General features: G+C 70.4%; 25 protein-coding genes. 16 read left to right on the top strand and 9 right to left on the bottom strand.

Features of this window, described 5'->3' with window-relative positions:
• The first annotated feature begins 102 nt into the window (after positions 1-102).
• A complete protein-coding gene (locus N8I84_RS13790) occupies positions 103-582 on the top strand; it encodes a protein-tyrosine phosphatase family protein (RefSeq protein ID WP_263229816.1) in 480 nt (159 codons plus the stop codon).
• On the opposite strand, the gene N8I84_RS13785 is transcribed toward N8I84_RS13790, so the two are convergent.
• A complete protein-coding gene (locus tag N8I84_RS13785) occupies positions 563-1,096 on the bottom strand; it encodes a GNAT family N-acetyltransferase (RefSeq protein ID WP_263229815.1) in 534 nt (177 codons plus the stop codon). The two genes, N8I84_RS13790 and N8I84_RS13785, sit on opposite strands and share 20 nt — an antisense overlap.
• Positions 1,097-1,359: 263 nt before the next feature.
• Between N8I84_RS13785 and N8I84_RS13780 the strand changes: the two genes are divergently transcribed.
• The 6 genes from N8I84_RS13780 (at position 1,360) to N8I84_RS13755 (ending at position 7,986) form a co-directional block, all read left to right on the top strand.
• Positions 1,360-2,163, top strand: a complete 804-nt coding sequence (locus N8I84_RS13780; RefSeq protein ID WP_263229814.1) for an SCO2525 family SAM-dependent methyltransferase — start codon at positions 1,360-1,362, stop codon at positions 2,161-2,163.
• Positions 2,164-2,235: 72 nt separating this feature from the next.
• The gene (locus tag N8I84_RS13775; RefSeq protein ID WP_263229813.1) at positions 2,236-4,074 is read left to right on the top strand and encodes an SCO2524 family protein; all 1,839 of its coding nucleotides are present in this window, start codon (positions 2,236-2,238) and stop codon (positions 4,072-4,074) included.
• A 2-nt stretch (positions 4,075-4,076) separates the two neighbouring features.
• Complete coding sequence (locus N8I84_RS13770) at positions 4,077-4,994, top strand: SCO2523 family variant P-loop protein (RefSeq protein WP_263234753.1); 918 nt, start codon at positions 4,077-4,079, stop codon at positions 4,992-4,994.
• Positions 4,991-5,974: an SCO2522 family protein gene (locus N8I84_RS13765; RefSeq protein ID WP_263229812.1), complete on the top strand. Its 984-nt coding sequence runs from the start codon at positions 4,991-4,993 to the stop codon at positions 5,972-5,974. Before N8I84_RS13770 ends, N8I84_RS13765 begins: the two co-directional genes overlap by 4 nt.
• Position 5,975: 1 nt before the next feature.
• On the top strand, positions 5,976-6,944 hold the full coding sequence (locus N8I84_RS13760; RefSeq protein ID WP_263229811.1) for an SCO2521 family protein: 969 nt from the start codon (positions 5,976-5,978) through the stop codon (positions 6,942-6,944).
• 40 nt (positions 6,945-6,984) lie between these two features.
• On the top strand, positions 6,985-7,986 hold the full coding sequence (locus N8I84_RS13755; RefSeq protein WP_263229810.1) for a DUF6879 family protein: 1,002 nt from the start codon (positions 6,985-6,987) through the stop codon (positions 7,984-7,986).
• Between the two features lie 15 nt (positions 7,987-8,001).
• Here N8I84_RS13755 and N8I84_RS13750 read toward each other — a convergent pair whose 3' ends face one another.
• Both N8I84_RS13750 and N8I84_RS13745 read right to left on the bottom strand, forming a co-directional pair.
• Positions 8,002-8,835: an ABC transporter permease subunit gene (locus N8I84_RS13750; protein ID WP_263229809.1), complete on the bottom strand. Its 834-nt coding sequence runs from the start codon at positions 8,833-8,835 to the stop codon at positions 8,002-8,004.
• Positions 8,832-9,746, bottom strand: coding sequence for an ABC transporter ATP-binding protein (locus tag N8I84_RS13745; protein WP_263229808.1), 915 nt, complete (start codon positions 9,744-9,746; stop codon positions 8,832-8,834). The genes N8I84_RS13750 and N8I84_RS13745 overlap by 4 nt, the downstream gene beginning before the upstream one ends.
• Before the next feature lie 132 nt (positions 9,747-9,878).
• On the opposite strand from N8I84_RS13745, the gene N8I84_RS13740 reads away from it, so the two are divergent.
• The 3 genes from N8I84_RS13740 to N8I84_RS13730 all read left to right on the top strand — a co-directional run bounded on the left by N8I84_RS13740 (position 9,879) and on the right by N8I84_RS13730 (position 12,851).
• Positions 9,879-11,081 (top strand): sensor histidine kinase, encoded by a 1,203-nt coding sequence (locus N8I84_RS13740; protein WP_263229807.1) that lies wholly within the window; start codon positions 9,879-9,881, stop codon positions 11,079-11,081.
• The gene (locus N8I84_RS13735) at positions 11,078-11,731 is read left to right on the top strand and encodes a response regulator (RefSeq protein ID WP_263229806.1); all 654 of its coding nucleotides are present in this window, start codon (positions 11,078-11,080) and stop codon (positions 11,729-11,731) included. The genes N8I84_RS13740 and N8I84_RS13735 overlap by 4 nt, the downstream gene beginning before the upstream one ends.
• Before the next feature lie 172 nt (positions 11,732-11,903).
• Positions 11,904-12,851, top strand: a complete 948-nt coding sequence (locus tag N8I84_RS13730; protein ID WP_263229805.1) for an FG-GAP repeat domain-containing protein — start codon at positions 11,904-11,906, stop codon at positions 12,849-12,851.
• 61 nt (positions 12,852-12,912) lie between these two features.
• On the opposite strand, the gene N8I84_RS13725 is transcribed toward N8I84_RS13730, so the two are convergent.
• A complete protein-coding gene (locus tag N8I84_RS13725; protein WP_313884251.1) occupies positions 12,913-13,119 on the bottom strand; it encodes a DUF397 domain-containing protein in 207 nt (68 codons plus the stop codon).
• A complete protein-coding gene (locus N8I84_RS13720; protein WP_263234751.1) occupies positions 13,101-13,934 on the bottom strand; it encodes a helix-turn-helix domain-containing protein in 834 nt (277 codons plus the stop codon). The genes N8I84_RS13725 and N8I84_RS13720 overlap by 19 nt, the downstream gene beginning before the upstream one ends.
• 185 nt (positions 13,935-14,119) lie before the next feature.
• On the opposite strand from N8I84_RS13720, the gene N8I84_RS13715 reads away from it, so the two are divergent.
• The 6 genes from N8I84_RS13715 (at position 14,120) to N8I84_RS13690 (ending at position 16,818) form a co-directional block, all read left to right on the top strand.
• Entirely contained in the window at positions 14,120-14,302 is a 183-nt protein-coding gene (locus N8I84_RS13715) for a hypothetical protein (protein WP_390898890.1), read from the top strand.
• On the top strand, positions 14,299-14,520 hold the full coding sequence (locus N8I84_RS13710; protein ID WP_263229803.1) for a hypothetical protein: 222 nt from the start codon (positions 14,299-14,301) through the stop codon (positions 14,518-14,520). Before N8I84_RS13715 ends, N8I84_RS13710 begins: the two co-directional genes overlap by 4 nt.
• 44 nt (positions 14,521-14,564) lie before the next feature.
• Complete coding sequence (recO, locus tag N8I84_RS13705) at positions 14,565-15,311, top strand: DNA repair protein RecO (protein ID WP_200417284.1); 747 nt, start codon at positions 14,565-14,567, stop codon at positions 15,309-15,311.
• Between the two features lie 110 nt (positions 15,312-15,421).
• Positions 15,422-16,255 carry an isoprenyl transferase gene (locus N8I84_RS13700; protein WP_263229802.1) on the top strand — a complete coding sequence of 278 codons (834 nt, stop codon included), beginning with the start codon at positions 15,422-15,424 and terminating at the stop codon, positions 16,253-16,255.
• A 69-nt stretch (positions 16,256-16,324) separates the two neighbouring features.
• Positions 16,325-16,468, top strand: a complete 144-nt coding sequence (locus tag N8I84_RS13695; protein WP_263229801.1) for a hypothetical protein — start codon at positions 16,325-16,327, stop codon at positions 16,466-16,468.
• The gene (locus N8I84_RS13690) at positions 16,465-16,818 is read left to right on the top strand and encodes a hypothetical protein (RefSeq protein WP_263229800.1); all 354 of its coding nucleotides are present in this window, start codon (positions 16,465-16,467) and stop codon (positions 16,816-16,818) included. The genes N8I84_RS13695 and N8I84_RS13690 overlap by 4 nt, the downstream gene beginning before the upstream one ends.
• A 19-nt stretch (positions 16,819-16,837) precedes the next feature.
• Here the strand turns inward: N8I84_RS13690 and N8I84_RS13685 are convergent, their stop codons facing one another.
• From N8I84_RS13685 to N8I84_RS13670, 4 genes are all read right to left on the bottom strand, one after another.
• Positions 16,838-17,260 carry a Fur family transcriptional regulator gene (locus N8I84_RS13685; protein WP_263229799.1) on the bottom strand — a complete coding sequence of 141 codons (423 nt, stop codon included), beginning with the start codon at positions 17,258-17,260 and terminating at the stop codon, positions 16,838-16,840.
• A gap of 221 nt (positions 17,261-17,481) precedes the next feature.
• A complete protein-coding gene (locus tag N8I84_RS13680) occupies positions 17,482-18,384 on the bottom strand; it encodes a metal ABC transporter permease (protein ID WP_263229798.1) in 903 nt (300 codons plus the stop codon).
• Positions 18,384-19,169, bottom strand: a complete 786-nt coding sequence (locus tag N8I84_RS13675) for a metal ABC transporter ATP-binding protein (RefSeq protein WP_263229797.1) — start codon at positions 19,167-19,169, stop codon at positions 18,384-18,386. Before N8I84_RS13675 ends, N8I84_RS13680 begins: the two co-directional genes overlap by 1 nt.
• Before the next feature lie 17 nt (positions 19,170-19,186).
• The gene (locus N8I84_RS13670) at positions 19,187-20,146 is read right to left on the bottom strand and encodes a metal ABC transporter substrate-binding protein (protein WP_263229796.1); all 960 of its coding nucleotides are present in this window, start codon (positions 20,144-20,146) and stop codon (positions 19,187-19,189) included.
• Between the last annotated feature and the right edge of the window lie 10 nt (positions 20,147-20,156).

Below are 20,156 nucleotides of genomic sequence, written 5' to 3'. Positions count from 1 at the left end.
CAGGATGGTGGCAGCGAGAGCGGTGGCCGACGGCCGCCGACGCGCCCGTCCGCTGCCCGCGAAACGGCCGTCCGCGCGGGCCCGTCGGCCGACACTGGACCGATGAGCGATCCCGAACCGGACAACGGCACCGGCACGGCCGACGGCGAAGGCTGGGACCCCGGGGCGCCCGGTGTCCTGCGGCTGCCGTCCGGGCGGCTGGTGCGCGGGCGGGGCCTGCGGCGGCCCGTGCCGGACGGGCCCGCGCCCACGTACGGGCTGTATCTGCTCGGCATGCGGCCTCCGGACGTTCCCTGGGCCTCCGACTGGCTGCGGTGGCCCGACTTCCGGCTGCCCAGCAGCCGCGGCGAGGCACGGCGGCTGCTGACCGAGGCATGGGAGCGGGCCGCGCGCGGGCGCGTCGAGGTCGCCTGCGGCGGCGGACGTGGCCGCACAGGTACCGCGCTCGCCTGCCTCGCCGTACTGGACGGCGTACCGCCGGAGCGGGCCGTGGCCTATGTGCGCGCCCACTACGACCGGCACGCCGTGGAAACGCCCTGGCAGCGGCGGTACGTACGGCGCTTCACAGTCCCAGCGTCATGATGAGCCGGTCCTCTCCGGCCCCGAAGTAGTCCGTGCGCACCCCTTCGTCGGACGAGAAGCCCAGCGACCGGTAGAGCATGATCGCGGCCGCGTTCGCCGGCTCCACCGTCAGCCGCACCTCGCGCACCTCCTCCGCCCGCAGCCGGCGCAGCACCTCCACCATCAGCCGCCGGCCGAGCCCGCGCCCCCGCTGGTCCCGGGTCACACCGAGGCTGACGATCCAACTCCGGTAGCGGTCCGGCGTGGTGACGTACAGGACGTACCCGTGCAGGCTCTGCCCGTCGTCCAGCACCAGCAGGCAGTCCCCGTGCAGGTCGAACAGCTGGCGCAGCACGAAGTAGGGGTACGGCTCGTCGGGGAAGGCCTCCCTGTCCACCCGGACCAGTTCGGACAGGTCGTCCTCCGTGACCCCCCGCATCGTCAGGGGGCGGTCGACGAACGCCCGATCGTGGAACAGAGCCGGTCCGGTGGGCCCGCCACGCGAAGGGAAACGTTCCTCTGGAAACACAGTCATGCCGCCCCCCTGCGGAATGGAGTCAAGCGCGCGTGACCCTCCGTACGGGTGGTACGAGTGGGACGCGCGCTGTCTGCCGTTCGGGTATGTTCGACAGATTTCCGACCATCTTGAGCGGGACGATCCAGCCCGTTCAAGGCAGGATCAGGTCCAATAAGTCATTCGCCCCGATGCGCCCCCGGTGCGCCCCAAGTGGCGTAACTGCGTCGCCCGGTTGGCCCAAGGGGGATCCCGCCCGGTCTTCCGATTGGTACGCTCGACCAATGACCTTCAGATCGCCGGGGGATGTACAGCTGAATGCGGACGTGTCATGGGCCGCATTCGACCCCATTGCCTACGTTGAGCACAATTACCGCGGCCTGCAGGCGGAGGACGCGGAGATCCTTCAGATCGTGGGCGATCATTTCGGCGATCATTTCCAGGGGCGTGACACCGCCCGCGTTTCGGGCATCGATGTCGGGGCCGGCGCGAACCTCTACCCGGCGCTCGCCATGCTCCCCTGGTGCGACGAGATCACCCTCTACGAGCGCTCACCGTCGAACGTCCGCTACCTCGAGAGCCAGGTCGCCTCCTACGACGGGAACTGGGACCAGTTCTGGGACCTGCTCCGCAAGAACGAGGCATACGGAGCGCTGGAGTTGGATCCGCGCGCCAGGTTCCGGGACGTGGTCCGGGTCCAGTCGGGCAACCTCTTCGACCTGGTGCGGCACCAGAGCCGCTGGTCCATGGGGACCATGTTCTTCGTCGCGGAGTCGATGACCACCTCGCACGCGGAGTTCGCCCGCGCCGTCGAGTGCTTCCTGCGCGCCCTCGCCCCCGGCGCGCCCTTCGCCGCCGCGTTCATGGAACATTCGTCCGGGTATCACGCGGGCAAGCATTTCTTCCCGGCGTGCGACGTGGGAGAGTTGGAGGTGTACGAGAGTCTCGTGCCTTTCGCGGGCGAGTTCAAGACCATGCGTCTCAAGTCCTCGGCCGCCGTACGTGAAGGTTATTCGGGAATGATCGTCGCCTACGGCTGGAGGAATTCGGAGTCCGACATTCCGGAGTCTGATATTCCGGCCGTTTGAGGACCGCATCGTCACAACAGAAGACGGCGCGTCCTCCAATGATGGCAGCGCGGCCTGTGTGAGGGGCATGGGATGCAGATCAAGCCACGCCAGCATCTGCTGGACATCTGGCAGGCGATCGCCCGCCACTCGTTCGACGGCGGGGAGTGGACCTGGGGCAAACGGGGTGGGGAAAGCAGCGTCGCCGATGCCGAGCGCCTGCTCTGCATCCTGTATCCGGCCACGGAGATCCCCGCCTTCCGCCTGGACGACCCTGACACCACACAGGACGACGTCCAGAGGGTGATGAAGAGGGCGGGCGGGCGCCTGGAGATCCCCGCGAACCTCGTCACGGCCACCGCCGAGTTCATGCGCAGGCACGCCGACGAGAAGAGACCCACGTTCTCCGGCGGCCACTACTTCGTGTCCGGGGACAAGGACCGGGACCTCACCCAGGAACAGCGCGACCTCGGAGTCGTCGACTCGTACTCCATGTCGATCACCCTGTGCCTGGCCACCCTCGGCTTCCTCAAGATCTACGAGTCCAAGACCCGGCGCGGCGACATCCTGGAGACCATCCAGGAAGTGCGCGCCGCCACCAGCAACCGCCTCACCGCGGCCATGGTGAGCCTGCTGCGCTCCTTCACCATCAACGTCTTCGACACCGACTCCTCCCAGGGGCGCACCCTGTGCGAACTCCTCGGCCAGGGACGGCTGTCGCAGCGGCATGTGCTGCGCAGGTTCCAGGACCGCTTCGAGGCCCTGCGCGCCGCCATCGTCGAGAGCTTCGTCCTCGGTGTCGACGTCGAGGAAGGCCTCAAGGACCCGAACCAGCTCTTCGAATGCGGCTGGGGCTGGAGCATCGTCAGGGACGCGCCCGAGGTCGAGACCGCCGAACCCATCGGGCCGCAGCCCCAGGGCGTCGCCAACCCGGTGCCGTACCTCTACTTCACCGTGGTCGCCCTCGACGGCATCCAGGACCTGTTCTCCGACCGTACCCTCACCCTCGGCCTGCTCAACCCCGAACAGCAGCGGCTCGCCGAGGCGTTACGACTGCGCTGGGAGATCACCCAGCAGTTCTGGTCCGGCATCGCGCGCTTCGGCGGCGACCGCTGGCCCCTCGAGGACATCCCCTGGCGCACCACCGGCCAGAAACTCGAATCCGAATACTTCTCCCTCTCCGTCGCCGCCATCCTCGTCCACGACCTGATGCGGCGCCGCGCCACCGACGACGACCTGACCCGCACCGTCAGCGTCATGGAACGCCTCGCCGAACGCGGCCGCATCACCAGCCGAATGACCCAGGACGACCCCATGGTCCGGCTGCACCACCCCGGCGTCACCCTGCCGTTGCAGGGCAGCGAGAGCGTCGGACCGCCCATGCAGTGGATCATGAGCGACTTCTCCGCACAGCTGCTCAAGCGGACCATCCAGCTGTGCACGCTGTCCCGCAACCTCGGCTCGCACGACCGGCTGCTCCGGCTCGCCGAGGACATCTTCGACCACCTGTGGCGGCGCCGGATCGGCGACGGCGAGGGCACCGGCCTGTGGGACAACGTCCACGCCGCCTACCCCGAGACCCCGGCGTACGAGGGGCAGGTGTCCTGGAGCGTCACCGAGCGCGTCACCGAGGTGATGGTCCAGGTCCACCAGATGTACAAGCAGCCCCCCATCCGGAGCAGCGAACTCACCGTGCTGGCCCGGGCGTTGCTGAGCGAGTCGACCCACCTCCTCGGCAACGAACAGATGGAGCCCGCGCCGGCCTCCGAAGGCAACCGCGGCATGGAACTCAGGAGCATCGAGGTCAAGTTGCGCCGCGCCCGCAAGCTCGTGGACGAACAACCCGGCACCGCCTGCTCGTTGACCCTCGACGTCCTCGGACAACTCGACGCCCTCGCCCGGGCCCGGGAAGCCGCGGCCCAGGGGGTGTGACCGTGCTCGTCTTCGCGGCCTCCGACAAGGGAGGCACGGGCCGCTCCGTCACCAGCGCCAACCTCGCCTACCACCGGGCGCTGGCCGGTGACGACGTCTGCTACCTGGACTTCGACTTCGGCTCGCCCACCGCGGCGGCCGTCTTCGACGTACCCGACGCCCGCCGGGCCGCCGAGGACCGCGGTCTGCACTCGTACCTGACCGGCGAGGTCGGCGAACCGGCCCGCATCGACGTCTGGGCCGAGACCGAACACCCGGTGCTGCGCAACCGGCCCCCCGGCTCGGGCAGCCTGGTGCTGATGCCCGGCGACGTCAGCGGCGGCGAGTTCGCCACCACCGATGAGACCCTACGCCGCTGCGTCGACCTCCTGCTGCGGCTCAACGGCGAGTTCGACATCATCGTCGTCGACCTCAGCGCCGGCCGCAGCTACGCCGTCGACATGGCCCTGGAGGCCACCTCCCAGCGCGAGCTGCGCGGTGTCCTGGCCCGCTGGCTGGTCTTCCACCGCTGGACCCGGCAGCACGTGGGGGCCGCGGCGAGCCTGGTCTACGGCAAGCGCGGCATCGTCGCCGGCGGGGTGGCCCGCGGCCACGACGAGGAGGCGCTGCGCAACGTCATCCGGTTCGTCCGGGCCGCCGTACCCGACCCCGAGTCCGCGCTGTGGTCGCAGGTGTCGGCGACCCAGTCGGCGTGGATGCGCGCCTGCGACCGTGACCTGAAGCAGATGTCCTCCACCCTCGGCATCGGATACACCCAGGTCCTGGGCTCGGTGCCGCTGGAGCCCGTCCTGCAGTGGCGCGAGCAGCTCATCACCGACGAGGACGTTCTCGACAGCCAGATCGCCAACCGGGAGACGTGGGAGGCACTGAGCGAACTGGCGAACCGGCTGACCGACGACAAGTACTGGGAGCAGCCGTGACGGAAGCCGTGTTCCGCGAGACCACCGCAGAGCCCCGCACCCAGTCCGTACCGCTCGCCCACCTCTCCCTCGAACTCGGCCACCTCTACATGGAGGACTTCGAGGCCGGGCCCGAGCGGCTGCGCGAGCACTTCGCCGAGGTACGCGTCTGGGTGGACGCCGCCCGGGCCGCCGCCGCCCGCCGCACCGGCGGCAAGCGGCCCCGCATCAGCACCTGCTTCCTCATCGACGACTACTTCACCCGCTTCTCCACCCCCGCCGAACTCGTCCCCGTGGTGCTTGAGGAGGCCGAGCGGGCGGGCCTGGTCATCGACTACCTGGCCCGCGAGTCGGGCTGCGCCGTCGCCGACAAGATCGAGCTCGCCGAGGCCGTGATGCACCGCCTCGTCGAGTCGCCCCCGCCGGGTAGTCACGGCTCCCGCCCGCCCGTCAGCCAGACCGGCTGGCTCGCCAACGGGCAGCGCAGCCCCGGCTCGCGCAGCGCCATGGGGGAGATCACCGGCTGGCAGCCGCCCCAGGAGACCGCCGCCCGCAACCACTCCGTGTTCATGGACGTCGAGCTGTGGTCCGAGAAGGACGGACAGCGGCTGTGGTCCTGCCCGTTCCTCGCCGCCGTCTGGCAGCTCGCCCGCCTCGGCCTGCTGCGCCACCTCGGCGAACCCGTCCTCGTACCGCGCCCCTGGAACGGCCGCGACTTCCCCCACGAGTGGGACCGGCTGCCGCCGCTGATCCAGCTCAACCCGACGGCGGCGCCGTTCAGCGCGTACCGCACCTGCACCCTGATGCCCAACCGCTTCCTCGCCGTCGAGGACGCCGTACGGCTCGTGCTCGACCAGATAGACGTCGACTCGGGCGCGCTCAAGCAGGTCGCCGAGCGTTCCGCCCGCGAGGGCGCGGCGGTGCCGGAGGCGGTCGCGCAGCGCGCCACGTACGTCTTCTACGAGGAGCCCGCCGGCGCCGTCACCGCCGAGGAGAGCTGAGATGCCGGCCGGGGGACAGTCGGCGCGCCCGGTGCTCGCCTGCGGTGAGGTGCGGACCTGTCTGCTGCCGTCCTTCCACGCACTGGACGGCCGGGCCGCCGCCCAGCTGCTGAGGCTGCGCGCCGACGAGCACGTCCGGGTCTCGGAGCGGCCCAACCTGTACGCGCTGTCCCCGGACGTCCTCACCGGAGTGGACTGCCGGCTGCCCACCTCCAACGGCGCCAAGGTACGCGCCGTCGGCACGGTGGCCGCCCGCGCCGCGCTCACCGAGGGCCGCGTCCTTCAGGCCACCGCCTACTTCAGCGCCCCGTCCGCCGGCCCCGACACGCGCCGCCCCTGGGGCCACTACCTGGTCAGGCCCGGCCTGGTCGAACCCTTCGGGAAGCTCCCCGAACAGGCCACCGCCGAAGGCGTCCTGCGCGGCGGCGCACGCGGCGAACTCGACCTCGGAATGATCGTCGAGGGCCTGCTCGCCCAACTGCTGCGCCACCCGCTGCTCGACCACAAGGCACCCTTCAAGTCCCGGCGCACCCATCTGCGCTGGGTCGCGCGACGCGCCCCCGAGGGCGAGGGACCCTCGCTTCAGCGCTTCACCCTCGCCGAGCACGGGCTGCGCACCGTGGAACTGAGGCTTCCGGAGGACGTGCCGGCCGCCGCGGCCGCCGGCCTGTGCGAGGACCTCGCACTGCACGACTGGCTGCTGACGACCGTCGTGCACATGCTGGACAGCAGCCGGCTCGGCGCGGCGGACGGCCCCTCGGCCGTCCTCGCGCTGCGCCCGGCCGTCGATCACCTGCTGCATCTGTGGATGCCGCGCGCACACGTGGACCGCACCCTGGGTCACCTGTGGGACGTGCTGGAACGGGAGCCGGGGTTCACCCGTCAGTGGCAGACCCTGGTCCAGCGCATCCGCGACCAACTGGCCGTCCAGGCCATTCCGTTGCTGCACGAGGCGCTGAGCACGCGCTGAAGGGCGGCACGAACCGACAATCGGGACGGGGGAGACCGACATGACCGGAGCGTCAGGAGCGTCATCAGGGGAAGCACGCAGGACGTCGAGGAGCGAGGAGGGGCAGCACTCACCGAACCTGTTACGGAAGACACTGGTCACGGCGGTGGTGGCGGGTGCCACCTACTTCCTGACCAACGTCCTGAACCAGGACAAGAACGCGGTGTGGCAGCTGACCGTGTCCGTCGTCCTCGGGGGCGCCGCACTGATCATCCAGTACCTCGTGGACTTCGAGCAGCGGCTGAACTCGATGGAGCAGGGCCTGGACAAGTACCACCTGGAGATGCGCAGGGAGGTCGAGGGGGCCTTCGTCCGGATCAGTGAGGCGACCGAGCTGTTCAGCGAGGTGGACCGCTCGGTGCTGCGGTCCGACGGCGTGGCGCGGCTGGCGCGCGCCTACACGCATGTGGGCCGCCAGGAGTCACAGCTGGTGAAGGACTTCGCCCAGGACCGGATCGCCCAGCTCGCCTCCACGATGGAGAGCCTCAGCCGTGGCAGCACGGACTGCCCGGGCGAGGAGCACGACTGGCTGATCGCCCTCACCGCGTGCTGCGCCCGCACCCTCGAGGCCACCAGCACCCCCGTGGACCGCGACTTCTGGACCAGCGAGCCCGCCAACCGCTACCTGAAGGCACAGGAAGAGGCCGTGAAGCGGGGAGTGCGGGTGCGGCGGCTGTTCCTCGTGAAGAATCCGCTCGAACGCACCGAGGAACTGGAGGACCTCTGCCGCAGCCAGCGGGACCTCGGCATCGACGCACGCATCGCGGTCCGCTCGGAACTGCCGCAGCGCGCCCGTCTCACGCTCACGAACGACTTCATCGTCTTCGACGGGCAGCTCTGCTACGAGATAGAGCCGGACGTGGACGTCGTACCGGCCAAGACGCTCCTGAAGATGACACCCGAGCACGTCCAGGAGCGCATGAAGCGGTTCAACGTCCTGTGGGAGGCGACCGAGCCCACCGGACCGGACCCGCTGCCCGCACCCACCGCCGCGTCCGGCTGAGCGGTACGCCGCACGTCACACGTCGCGGCGGTCCACGGTGACCACCGCGACGACCGCCGCCACGAGGGACCACGCCGCGAACACGATCCAGCCGCCCGTCACCGTCGTCGGATAGCGCGATGCCAGGGTGAACGGGTCATGCCCGTAGCCGATGTCGACCAGACGGTCCCAGGCGTTGAAGGGGAGGGCGTTCCGGACACAGGCCGTCCAGTGGTAGCGCTCGGTGACCATCGTCGGCAGGAGCAGCAGGACGAACACGGTGAGCACCATGGTCGTCGCGCTGTGCCGGATCAGCGCGCCCAGACCCATGCCGACCAGGGCACACACCGGGGCCAGCAGCGCCGACGCCACGACGACCCGCAACGCGCCCGGATGACTGATCGACACGCCCTGACCGCGCCCGTCGAGGACGGCTTGCGTCACCGCGAACGAGGCGCCCGCGACGACGGCGCCGAACACCGTCATGACGGCGGTCAGGACGACGACCTTCGCGGTCATCAGCGCCCGCCGGTCCGGGACGGCCGCGAAGGTCGTACGGATCAGGCCCGTCGAGTACTCCCCGACGACGGTGATGGCGCCGATGCCTGCGACCGCGAGGACGAGGATCATGGCGGCGCCGGCGGTGAATGCGTCCCGCAGTGCGATGTCGACGAAGTGGGCCCGCATGATCCCGTTGTAGTGCGGATAGTTGGCGTAGTCGGCGCGGGCCGCGTTGGCATTGAAGGCGACGACGCTGAGGCCGCTGGCGCCGAGCGCCCAGTACGTGGAGCGCAGCGAACGCAGCTTGATCCACTCGGCGGCGAGCAGATCGGTGAATCGGGCGGCGGGCAGGGCGAGGGCGGTCGTCATCGGGACTCTCCGGCGAGGTATTCGACGCTGTCGGCGGTCAGTTCCATGAACGCCGCCTCCAGGGAGGCGGCCTGGGCGGCCAGCTCCCACAGAAGGAACCGGTGTTCGTGGGCGATCTCCCCGATCCGTACCGAGTCGACCCCGGCGACCTTCAGTGTCTCGGTGTCGTACGGCACCACGGCCGCGCCCTCGGCCGACAGCAGCGCGGCCAGAGCACCGGCGTCGGGCGTCCGCACGGTCACGGTGGGCTGGGTGCCGCGCGCGGCGAACTCGTCGAGGCTCTCGGCGGCGATCAGTTCGCCCCGGCCGATGACCACCAACTCGTCGGCGGTGTGCTCCATCTCGGACATGAGATGGCTCGAGACGAAGACGGTACGTCCTTCGGCGGCGAGCCTGCGGAAGAGCTGCCTCACCCACAACACCCCTTCCGGGTCGAGCCCGTTGAGCGGTTCGTCGAAGAGGAGGACGGGCGGGTCGCCGAGCAGTGCGGTGGCGATACCGAGGCGCTGCTTCATGCCGAGCGAGTAGCCGCCGATCCGGCGCCGGGCGGCGGCACCCGTGAGCCCCACCTCGGTGAGGACTTCGTCCACGCGACGCGTGGGGATGCCGTTGCTGCGGGCCAGCGCGTGCAGGTGCGCCCGGGCTGAACGGCCGCCGTGCACGTCACCGGCGTCGAGGAGGGCACCGACGTGGTGCAGCCCGCGCGGATGCCGGCGGAAGGAGTGCCCGCTGACGGTCGCGGTGCCGGAGGTCGGCTCGATGAGACCGAGCAGCATGCGCAGGGTGGTCGTCTTGCCGGCGCCGTTCGGGCCGAGGAAGCCGGTGACGTGGCCGGGGCGGACGGTGAAGGAGAGGTCGCGGACGGCGGTGGTGTCGCCGTAGCGTCTGGTGAGTTTGCTGACTTCGATCACGGGACCACGGTGGCGCGGGCGGGCCGGGCGGGGCATCGCCCCGCCGCTGACACTCGCGGCGGACGGTTGTCGACCGTGGTTGTACGTCCACGGTCCGATGACCTCGGCAGCGCACGCACCTACGATCACGGCATGCCCGCCACTCCACCGCTGCCCCCGCTCAAGCGTGTGCCGCCGGGCGCGTGGATCGCGCTTGTGTGGTTCGCGAGCACACTGTTCACGCTGCTGACGCGGGTCAGACTGCCCGGTGAGCTGGAACCCGAGAAATGGCCCGCCGCTCAGCTCTACCGCTGGGACGGCGTGACGATCACCGTGCTGTCCACGGCCGCCGCGCTGTACGGCAGTCGCCTGCTGGTCCGCAGACCGCTCCTGGCTCTGGCCCTGCTGATCCTGGCCTCGGTCTTCGAGACGACCGACCTGGCGGCGGGCGGGATCCCGATGACGCAGTACCTCGCGGCCATGCTGGCGCTGTACTTCATCGCGGCGACCCGCCCGCGCCGGACCGCGGCCATCGCACTGGTGATGGCACTCGTCACACTCGTGGTGTACGAGGCCACGCGGCTGCTGCGCGGATGGGGCGTCAGCACATCGGCGGAGCTGGCGGTGGCGCTGGTCACCGCGATCGCCTGGCTGCTCGGCAACTCCGCGTACCAGGCACATGAACACGCGGAGCGCGTCCGCGCGCAGACCGCCGCGCAGGCGGTGACGGAGGAACGGCTGCGCATAGCCCGCGAGATGCACGACACCGTGGCCCACAGCATCGGCATCATCGCCCTCCAGGCGGGCGCGGCGGCCCGGGTGGCGGCGACCCGGCCCGAGGCGGCACGCGAGGCGATGCGGGCGGTGGAGACGACGGGCCGGGAGACGCTGGCCGGGCTGCGGCGGATGCTGGTCGCGCTGCGGGCGGCTGACGTGGGCCACGGGGACGGCACGGAGGCGGTGCCGACCGCCGGCCTGGACGACGTCGACCGCCTCGCCGCCGAGACGACGGCAGCGGGGGTGCGCGTGGAGGTGCGGCGGCTGGGCGAGCCCCGCCCCCTTCCCCCCGACCTCGACCTGTCGGCGTTCCGGATCATCCAGGAGTCCGTCACCAACGTCGTACGGCACTCCGGTACGGACGCCTGCCGGGTGACCGTGGACTACGCCGACGACGTGCTCGCCCTCGAGGTGACGGACGACGGGCGGGGCCGCGGCACGTCGACGGACACCGGCTTCGGCCTGGCGGGCATGCGGGAACGGGTCGCGCTGCTGCACGGGGAGTTCAGCGCGGCTCCCCGCCCGGAGGGCGGCTACCGGGTGGCGGCGCGGCTGCCGGTACCGGAGGGCGTCCGATGACGGTCCGGGTGGTCCTCGCCGACGACCAGCAGTTGATCCGTACGGCGCTGCGGATGGTGATGGAGGAGATCGACGACCTGGAGGTGGTGGGCGAGGCGGCCACGGGTGAGGAGGCGGTGACGCTGACGGAGGAACTGCGCCCGGACGTCGTGGTGATGGACATCCGTATGCCGCAGGTGGACGGCATCGACGCGACGCGCCGCATCACCGCCGGGCCGACGGACACACGGATCGTGGTCCTGACGACCTTCGACGACGACGATTACGTGTACGGGGCGCTGCGCGCGGGCGCGTCCGGGTTCCTGGTCAAGGACATGGCGCTGGACGACATCATCGGGGCGGTGCGGGTGGTGGCTTCCGGCGACGCGCTGTTGGCCCCCGGCGTGACCCGCCGCCTGATCCAGGACTTCGCGGCCCGCCCCGGACCGGCCCCCAACCGCCGCGACCTGAGGGGCATCACGGACCGGGAGCGCGAAGTCCTCACCCTGGTCGGCTCCGGCCTGTCCAACGCGGAGATAGCGGCCGAACTGTGCATCAGCGTGGCCACGGCGAAGACGTACCTGACCCGCCTGCTGACCAAGTTGGACGCGAGGGACCGCGTCCAGCTGGTGATCACGGCGTACGAGGCGGGGCTGGTGTCGGTGGGGTAGGGCGTTCGGCTCCGCCCGCACGGTGCGGGGTCGGGCGCGCTTCTGGGGCGGCGGTGCGGCGTTGCCGATTGCTGGGGAAATCCGATGAGTCTTGTGAGGCCCTTGTGAGAAGCTGCTGACGACCATGTGGCACATGACATGTGCCGTTCAGTACATCGCAGGGGGAACATTCATGATCATTGCCCGACGTCGGCGTGCGTTTCGGGGCGCACTGGCCGCCACCGCCGTCACGGCCGTGATGGCCACCACGGCCGGTACGGCCTCCGCCTCCGGCGACCCGGCCGGGGCCGCCCGGACGCGTACCGCGGCCGGGGCACAGCAGCAGGCCCGGGGCGTCCAGAGCCTGGGTCCGCGCGTCCGCGCGGACGGCACGGTGGAGACGCCCAGCTTTGCGCTGACGGCCGTTCACAAGCGGACCGCAGAGCTGTACCTGTACTTCACGGACCGCAAGGGCGGTTTCGAGCCCCGCGAAGACGTGGGGGTCACCTTCGAAGCCTTCGCCGACTCGATCGATGTCGACAACGACAAGGACGGGTGGAGCGACGGCACCTGGTACCTCTACAAGGACGGGAAGCTGGACTACCTGTGGATCGATGACCACCTCGACATGCACACCAACCATGTCGGCACGGGCTGGAACATCTACACCACGGTCCTCTCCCCCGGAAACCTCGCGGGAGCCAAGGAGGCCGACCTCATCGGCGTCGACAAGGCCGGTGTTCTGTGGGAGTACCTCGCCTACCCGGACGGAAAGCTCACCTCGCGGAAACGTATCGGCCAAGGCTGGGGCCAGTACACCCAGATCGCCGGCCAGGGTGATCTGACCGGTGACGGAAGGGCCGACATCGTCGCTCGGGACAAGTCCGGCGTCCTGTGGCTCTACAAGGGCACCGGCGACTACCAGGCCCCGTTCGCTCCCCGTACGAGGATCGGCGGCGGCTGGAACACGTACGACCGGCTGCTGTCGGTCGGCGACCTCGACGCCGACGGAAAGCCGGACCTGATCGCTCGCAAGCCGAACGGCGACCTGCTCCGGTACTCGGGCACGGGCAACACCCAGTCCGTGTTCCAGAAGCCGGTCAAGATCGGCAGCGGGTTCCAGGCGTACAACCTGCTGTAGCGGTACGCATCGACGAGACGGGCTGACGGGTCGTTGTCTGCGGCCCGTCAGCCCAACGGTGTCAGCTCGTGCGCGAGATCACCGGTCCGCGCACGAACGCCGTCCAGGCGGCCGGGCTCACGAGCACCACGGGACCTCCGGGCACCTTGCTGTCCCGGACGGGGACGACACCGGGGACTCCGTCGGCGACTTCGACGCAGCTACCACCGTTGTCGTCGCTGTAGCTGCTTTTGCGCCAACGGGCGTTGCTCAGGTCGTACCCGCGCATCGTCTGTGGTCCTCCGCCGCCGACTCGATCAGGGCGAGGGACGCCTTCGGCGGCAGTGCGGCGGCCCTGAGCAGATCGTATGCCCCCTGTACACGCTTCACCAGGGCCGGATCATCGAGCAGGCTCCCCGAATACACCGCCTCTGTATAGGCGGTTGGCGGCGCGTCCTCGAACTCGAAGAGCGTGACCATGCGGCCCATGAGCGGGTAGGCGCCCGCGCTCGTCGGCAGCACCTGCACCAGGGCCCTGCGCTGCCGCGCCAGTTCTGCGATGTGGTCCAACTGTGCCGCCATCTCGGCACCGCCGCCCACCGGGATGCGCACCACGTGCTCGTGCAGGATCACCCAGTACACGGGGCCTGTGGCGTCAGCCAGGACCTGCGCGCGCTCCACACGAGCGGCCACCTTCTCCTGGATGTACTCCTCGGTGACGAACGGGTTGCTCGCCAAGGTCACGGCCCGCGTGTACTCGGCCGTCTGCAACAACCCCGGCACCAGCGCAGGCGCGAACTCGCAGATCTTCGTCGCCGTCCGCTCGAGCTCCACCACCTCCGCGAAATAATCCGCATATCTCGCGTCATCAATGAGCTTTCGCCACGTCCGCTCGAAAAAGCCCTCGGTTTGCAGGATCTCGTCGATCCGCTGTGCCACGTCCAACTGGGGTTTGCGAATCGCCTGTTCGAATTGGCCGATGTAGCCGCCCGATACGAAAACACGCGCCCCAAGCGCCGCCTGGGTGAACCCCGCGTTCTCCCGTCGCCGCTTCAGCTCGGCACCGAAGAACTCCCATGCCGCCTGCCGCGCACCGTTGGCCATGGCGCAACGCACCCCCGCTGCCTCGCACTTGTAGGGCACAGACACCTGTCGAGTGTAGATGCAGAGCGTCACCATGGAGATGCGAAGCGTGAAATTGCACGGGGAAGGGGAGCACGGTGACTGCAGTACACGTATCACTCGGGGGACGAGACTCGGCGCACCGCGTCGAAGAGGCGGAGGAGACAGTGAAGGAATTGCGGGCTGCGCTCGCGAGCGCCGGAATCACATTGCCGTCGCTCCGGCTCGACCCGGCAAGTCTGGCTCGGGAGACGCCCTGTCCGCTGGTGGAATTGGGCGGCTGTTCCGTCGATGTCGCCGCCCGGCTCGCGGCGGCGCTGCGGGCGCGGCCGGCGGCGGAGGCGCGATGAAGAAGAAGCCGCCGATCGGGTCGTACGCCGTCGACACCCGCACCGGGAGGGTGGGCGTCGTCATGGGGCACGAGGGCCCCTACGTACAGCTGAGGCCGTACGGCGGGGGCAAGGAGTGGGACGTCGAACCGGAGGCCGTGCGCCCCGCGACGCCGGCCGAGCGCCTGCGGGCCGCCACCGCGTACGCCAACGCACGCAGCCGCGGTGAGGTCCCTTGAGGACCCGGCCCGAGGCGGGTCCGCCGTAGGCGAGAATGGACCCCATGAGTCTGTTCCGCGACGACGGCATCGTGCTGCGCACCCAGAAGCTGGGTGAGGCGGACCGGATCATCACGCTGCTCACGCGGGGTCACGGACGCGTACGCGCCGTGGCCCGCGGGGTGCGCCGGACGAAGTCGAAGTTCGGGGCCAGGCTGGAGCCGTTCTCACACGTGGACGTGCAGTTCTTCGCGCGCGGGAGCGAGCTGGTCGGGCGGGGGCTGCCGCTGTGCACGCAGAGCGAGACCATCGCCCCCTACGGCGGTGGGATCGTCACCGATTACGCCCGGTACACCGCCGGGACCGCCATGCTGGAGACCGCCGAGCGGTTCACCGACCATGAGGGGGAGCCGGCCGTCCAGCAGTACCTGCTGCTGGTCGGGGGCCTGAGGACGCTCGCCCGTGGTGAGCACGCGCCGCACCTCGTCCTGGACGCCTTCCTGCTGCGCTCCCTCGCCGTCAACGGCTACGCGCCCAGCTTCGGCGACTGCGCGAAGTGCGGCATGCCCGGGCCGAACCGCTTCTTCTCGGTCGCCTCGGGCGGGTCCGTGTGCGCCGACTGCCGGGTGCCCGGCAGCGTCGTACCCTCGCCGCAGGCCCTGGAACTGCTCGGCGCGCTGCTGACGGGAGACTGGGAGACCGCGGACGCGTGCGAGGCGCGGTACGTCCGGGAGGGCAGCGGGCTCGTGTCTGCGTATCTGCACTGGCACCTGGAGCGGGGACTGCGCTCGCTGCGGTACGTGGAGCAGTAGAGCGACGCGGCGTCACAGCTGTCGACTCGGCAGACCGACAGAGCGACAGAGCGACAGAGCGAACAGACCGAAGAAGCGAACAGAGCGAAGAACCGAGGAGCGAGAAGCACATGGCCGTACGCGGGTTTCTGGGGCGCCAGCGCCGGGAGTACAGGACGCCGGAGCCGCACCCGTCCGGCGCGCGGCCTCCGAAGCTCCCCGGGGAGCTGGTCCCGAACCATGTGGCGATCGTCATGGACGGGAACGGGCGGTGGGCCAAGCAGCGCGGGCTGCCGCGCACCGAGGGGCACAAGGTCGGTGCCGAGCGGGTGCTGGACGTGCTGCAGGGTGCGATCGAGATGGGCGTCGGCAGCATCTCGCTGTACGCCTTCTCCACCGAGAACTGGAAGCGCTCGCCCGACGAGGTCCGCTTCCTGATGAACTTCAACCGCGACTTCATCCGCAAGACCCGCGACACGCTCGACGAACTGGGCGTGCGGGTGCGCTGGGTGGGCCGTATGCCCCGGCTGTGGAAGTCCGTCGCCAAGGAGCTCCAGGTCGCCCAGGAGCAGACCAAGGGCAACGACCGGCTCACGCTGTACTTCTGCATGAACTACGGCGGCCGCGCGGAGATCGCGGACGCGGTGCAGGCCATCGCGGAGGAGGTCAAGGCCGGCCGGCTCGACCCGTCGAAGGTCAACGAGAAGACGGTCGCCAAGCACCTGTACTACCCGGACATGCCGGACGTCGACCTGTTCCTGCGCCCGAGCGGCGAGCAGCGCACCTCCAACTACCTGCTGTGGCAGAGCGCCTACGCCGAGATGGTCTTCCAGGACGTGCTGTGGCCGGACTTCGACCGGCGGGACCTGTGGCGGGCATGCGTCGAGTACGCCTCCCGCGACCGCCGCTTCGGCGGCGCGATCCCGAACGAGGAGCTGCTGGCGATGGAGGGCAAGCAGGAGTAGGCCCGGGGCCGGCTGTCCCGACCTGCGGTTACGATCACGGCTCGTCATTCGAAGAGACGGGGAGGGGCCGTGACCGAGCAGACCGTGGAGCAGCGGGGGCCCGAGGTCGTGCTGGAGTACGAGTACCGGCAGCAGGACATGGCGGAGGCCGTCCGGCTGGTCGTGCGCAAGCGGCCCGGGGCCGGACCGGCCCACCACCTGTCCCGCGTATGAGCGTCGTCCGCGGCTGCGCGGCGGTCGTCGCCCTCGGCTGTGCGGGGCTCGCCGTGTTGTTCAGCTTCATGATCACGACCGACATGCAGACGGTCCCCGGCCTGCGGGACAACCTGGCGCCGACGGCCGTCGGCGCGCTGGTGTCCGCGGCGCTGCTCGTCGTCGGCGCAGTGGCGCTCGGCGGGCGGCCGTCGTACGCGGGGTGGGCGGTCGCGGCCGTGTTCGGCGTACTCGTGGCGCTGCGGATGTGGACGCTCGCCCCGATGCTGCACTGCTGGTCGTACGACAGCGTGGGGCGGAACGACGACGGCTCCTATTCCTGCGTGAACCGGGGCGACATGGCGCCCTGAGCCCGCCCCGCGCCGCTGCTCAGCGTTCGGACTCGGCGCCCGCGCACTCCGCGCACGTGCCGAAGATCTCCACCGTGTGGGCGACGTTGACGAAACCGTGCTCTGCCGCGATCGCCTCCGCCCACTTCTCCACCGCGGGGCCCTCGACTTCGACGGCCTTGCCGCAGACGCGGCAGACCAGGTGGTGGTGGTGTTCGCCGGTCGAGCAGCGGCGGTAGACGGACTCGCCGTCGGAGGTGCGCAGGACGTCGACCTCGCCTGCGTCGGCGAGGGACTGCAGGGTGCGGTAGACCGTCGTCAGGCCCACCGAGTCGCCCTTGTGCTTGAGCATGTCGTGGAGTTCCTGCGCGCTGCGGAACTCGTCGACCTCGTCGAGGGCCGCCGCGACAGCGGCACGCTGCCGGGTGGCGCGGCCCTTCACGGGCGGTCCTGCGGTGGTCACCGGTTGCCTCCCTTTTGATGGCTCGTTCGCCTACGGGGCGCTTCGAGTCGGTGTCGAGAGCACTGCTCACGCCTTCGGGCCTCCGCGCTCCCCCAAGCTCTCGACTTCGCTCGAGCAGGGGGGACGCCCATGCACCCTCGACACCGGCGCGCCCCTGCGGCTCTCTCACGGCTCATGTCTGCGCCTTGCCGGGCCATTGTGCCAGCCCGGCCCGCGCGCGGTCAGACTCCGACCTCGTCGCCGGCCTCCCGAGTGGCCGGAATCGCGCACTCTGCGGGGTCCCCGGCGGGCTGTGCGGCGGCGAGCGCCCGCGCGCGTCGCCGGGCCAGCGGAGCGGCGAGGGCGGTGAGTGCGATGAACGCGGCGATGGTCAGCAGCACGATCGTCGCGCCGGGCGGCACGTCCTGGTAGTACGACGTGATCGTGCCGCCGAGGGTGACGGTCACGCCGATGGCGACCGCGATCGCGAAGGTCGCCGCGAAGCTGCGGCCGAGCTGCTGCGCGGCCGCCACCGGGACCACCATCAGCGCGGAGACCAGGAGGAGACCGACCACCCGCATCGCGACTGTCACGGTCACGGCGGCGGTGACCGCCGTCAGCAGGTTCAGGGCGCGCACCGGCAGGCCCGTCACCCGGGCGAACTCCTCGTCCTGGCTGACCGCGAAGAGCTGGCGGCGCAGGCCGAGGGTGACCAGGACGACGAAGGCCGCGAGCAGGCAGATCGCCACCACGTCGGACTGCGAGACGGTGGACAACGAGCCGAACAGGTACGACGTCAGGTTCGCGTTGGAGCCGCCCGGTGCGAGGTTGATGAACATGACGCCGCCGGCCATACCGCCGTAGAAGAGCATCGCGAGCGCGATGTCGCCGCGCGTCTTCCCGTACCAGCGGATCAGTTCCATGAGGACCGAGCCGAGGACGGAGACGGCCGTCGCCATCCACACCGGTGAGGTGGACAGGAGGAAGCCGAGGCCGACGCCGGTCATCGCCACGTGGCCGATGCCGTCGCCCATCAGGGCCTGGCGGCGCTGGACGAGGTAGATGCCGACGGCGGGGGCCGTGATGCCGACCAGGACGGCGGCGAGCAGGGCCCGCTGCATGAAGGCGTAGTTCAGGAAGTCCATCAGCTCAGCAGTCCCGTGCGGATCGGTTCGGTGCCCGCGGCCTCGTGCGGGTGGACGTGGTCGTGGCCGGGCAGGGCGTGCTGGCCCAGGGCCTTCGGTGGCGGCCCGTCGTGCAGTACGCAGCCGTCACGCAGGACGACCGCCCGGTCGATCAGGGGCTCCAGCGGGCCCAGCTCGTGCAGCACCAGCAGGACGGTGGCGCCGGAGGCCACCTGCTCCTGAAGTGTCCGGGCGAGCACCTCCTGGCTCGCCAGGTCGACGCCCGCCATCGGCTCGTCCATGATCAGCAGTTCGGGCTCGGAGGCGAGCGCGCGGGCGATCAGCACGCGCTGGTGCTGGCCGCCGGACAGGGCGCCCACGGAGTCCCTGGCCCGGTCCGCCATGCCGACGAGGTCCAGGGCGTGGCGTACGGCCTCGTGGTCGGCCTTGCGCAGGATGCCGAAGCGCGCCCGGGACAGGCGGCCCGAGGAGACGACCTCGGTCACCGTGGCGGGCACGCCGCCCGCGGCGGTGGTGCGCTGCGGCACGTACCCGACGCGCCGCCAGTCGCGGAAGGCGCGCCGCGGGGTGCCGAAGAGTGCGATCTCCCCGGCGCTCACCGGCACCTGGCCGATCACGCTGCGCACGGCGGTCGACTTGCCCGAGCCGTTCGCCCCGAGCAGGGCGACGACCTCACCGCGGTGGACGGTGAGGTCGATGCCGCGCAGGACCGGGCGGGAGCCCAGGTCGGCGCGTACGCCGCGCATCGATATGACGGGCTCGCCCATCGCGTCCATGGCGCCCATGGCGTCCTCCGTTGCGATCACTTGGTGCCCAGGGCGGTCTGCAGGGCTTTGAGGTTGGAGTCCATGACCTGGAAGTAGTCGCGGCCGCGGGACTTCGGAGTGATGCCCTCGATCGGGTCGAGGACGTCCGTCTTCAGGTTCGCGTCCTTCGCGATGGTCTTCGCGGTCTTGTCGCTCACCAGCGTCTCGTAGAAGACCGTGGAGACGCCGTCGGCCTTGGCCATCTTCTCGAGGTCGCGGACGCGGGCGGCGCTGGGCTCGGACTCGGGGTCCAGGCCGTTGATGGCCTCCTCGGTGAGGCCGTAGCGCTCGGCGAGGTAGCCGAAGGCGGCGTGCGTGGTGATGAAGACCTTGGTCTTCGTGTTCCTCAGTCCGTCCGCATACCGGGTGTTCAGGTCGTCGAGCTTCTTGGCCAGAGCCTCGGTGTTCTTCTTGTAGGTGTCCGCATGCTTCGGGTCCGCCTTCTCGAAGGCGGCGCCGACGCCCTTGGCGACCTGGGCGTAGCGCACCGGGTCGAGCCAGATGTGGGGGTCCTCGGCGCCGGCCTCCTCGCCCTGGTGGGTGTCGTGGGCGGCCGCGTGCCCGCCGACCTCGTTGCCGTGCTCCTCCAGGGAGGTCAGGGAGGCGGCGTCGACCTTCGTCCTGATCTCGGACTGGGCCACCGCGTCGTCGACGGAGGGCTGCAGGCCCTTGAGGTAGAGGACCGCGTCGGACTCCTGGAGCTGCGCGGTCTGCTTGGCGCTGATCTCCAGGTCGTGCGGCTCCTGACCGGGCTGGGTCAGACTGGTGACGTGGACGTACGACCCGCCGATCTGCTCGGCGAGGAAGGCCAGCGGGTAGAACGACGCCACGACGTCGAACTTGCCGCTGTCGCCCGCTGCGGCACTGGAGGAGGAGCAGGCGGAGAGGGCTCCGAGCCCGAGGGCGGTGGCCGCCGCGACCGCGGTCCCGGATATGAGGCGTCGTCGTCCGTTCATGACAGTCATT

This window comes from Streptomyces cynarae (assembly GCF_025642135.1).
Lineage (GTDB): Bacteria > Actinomycetota > Actinomycetes > Streptomycetales > Streptomycetaceae > Streptomyces > Streptomyces cynarae.
Note: the sequence above shows the minus strand (reverse complement) of the source record. Positions and strands in the feature narration are given on the sequence as shown.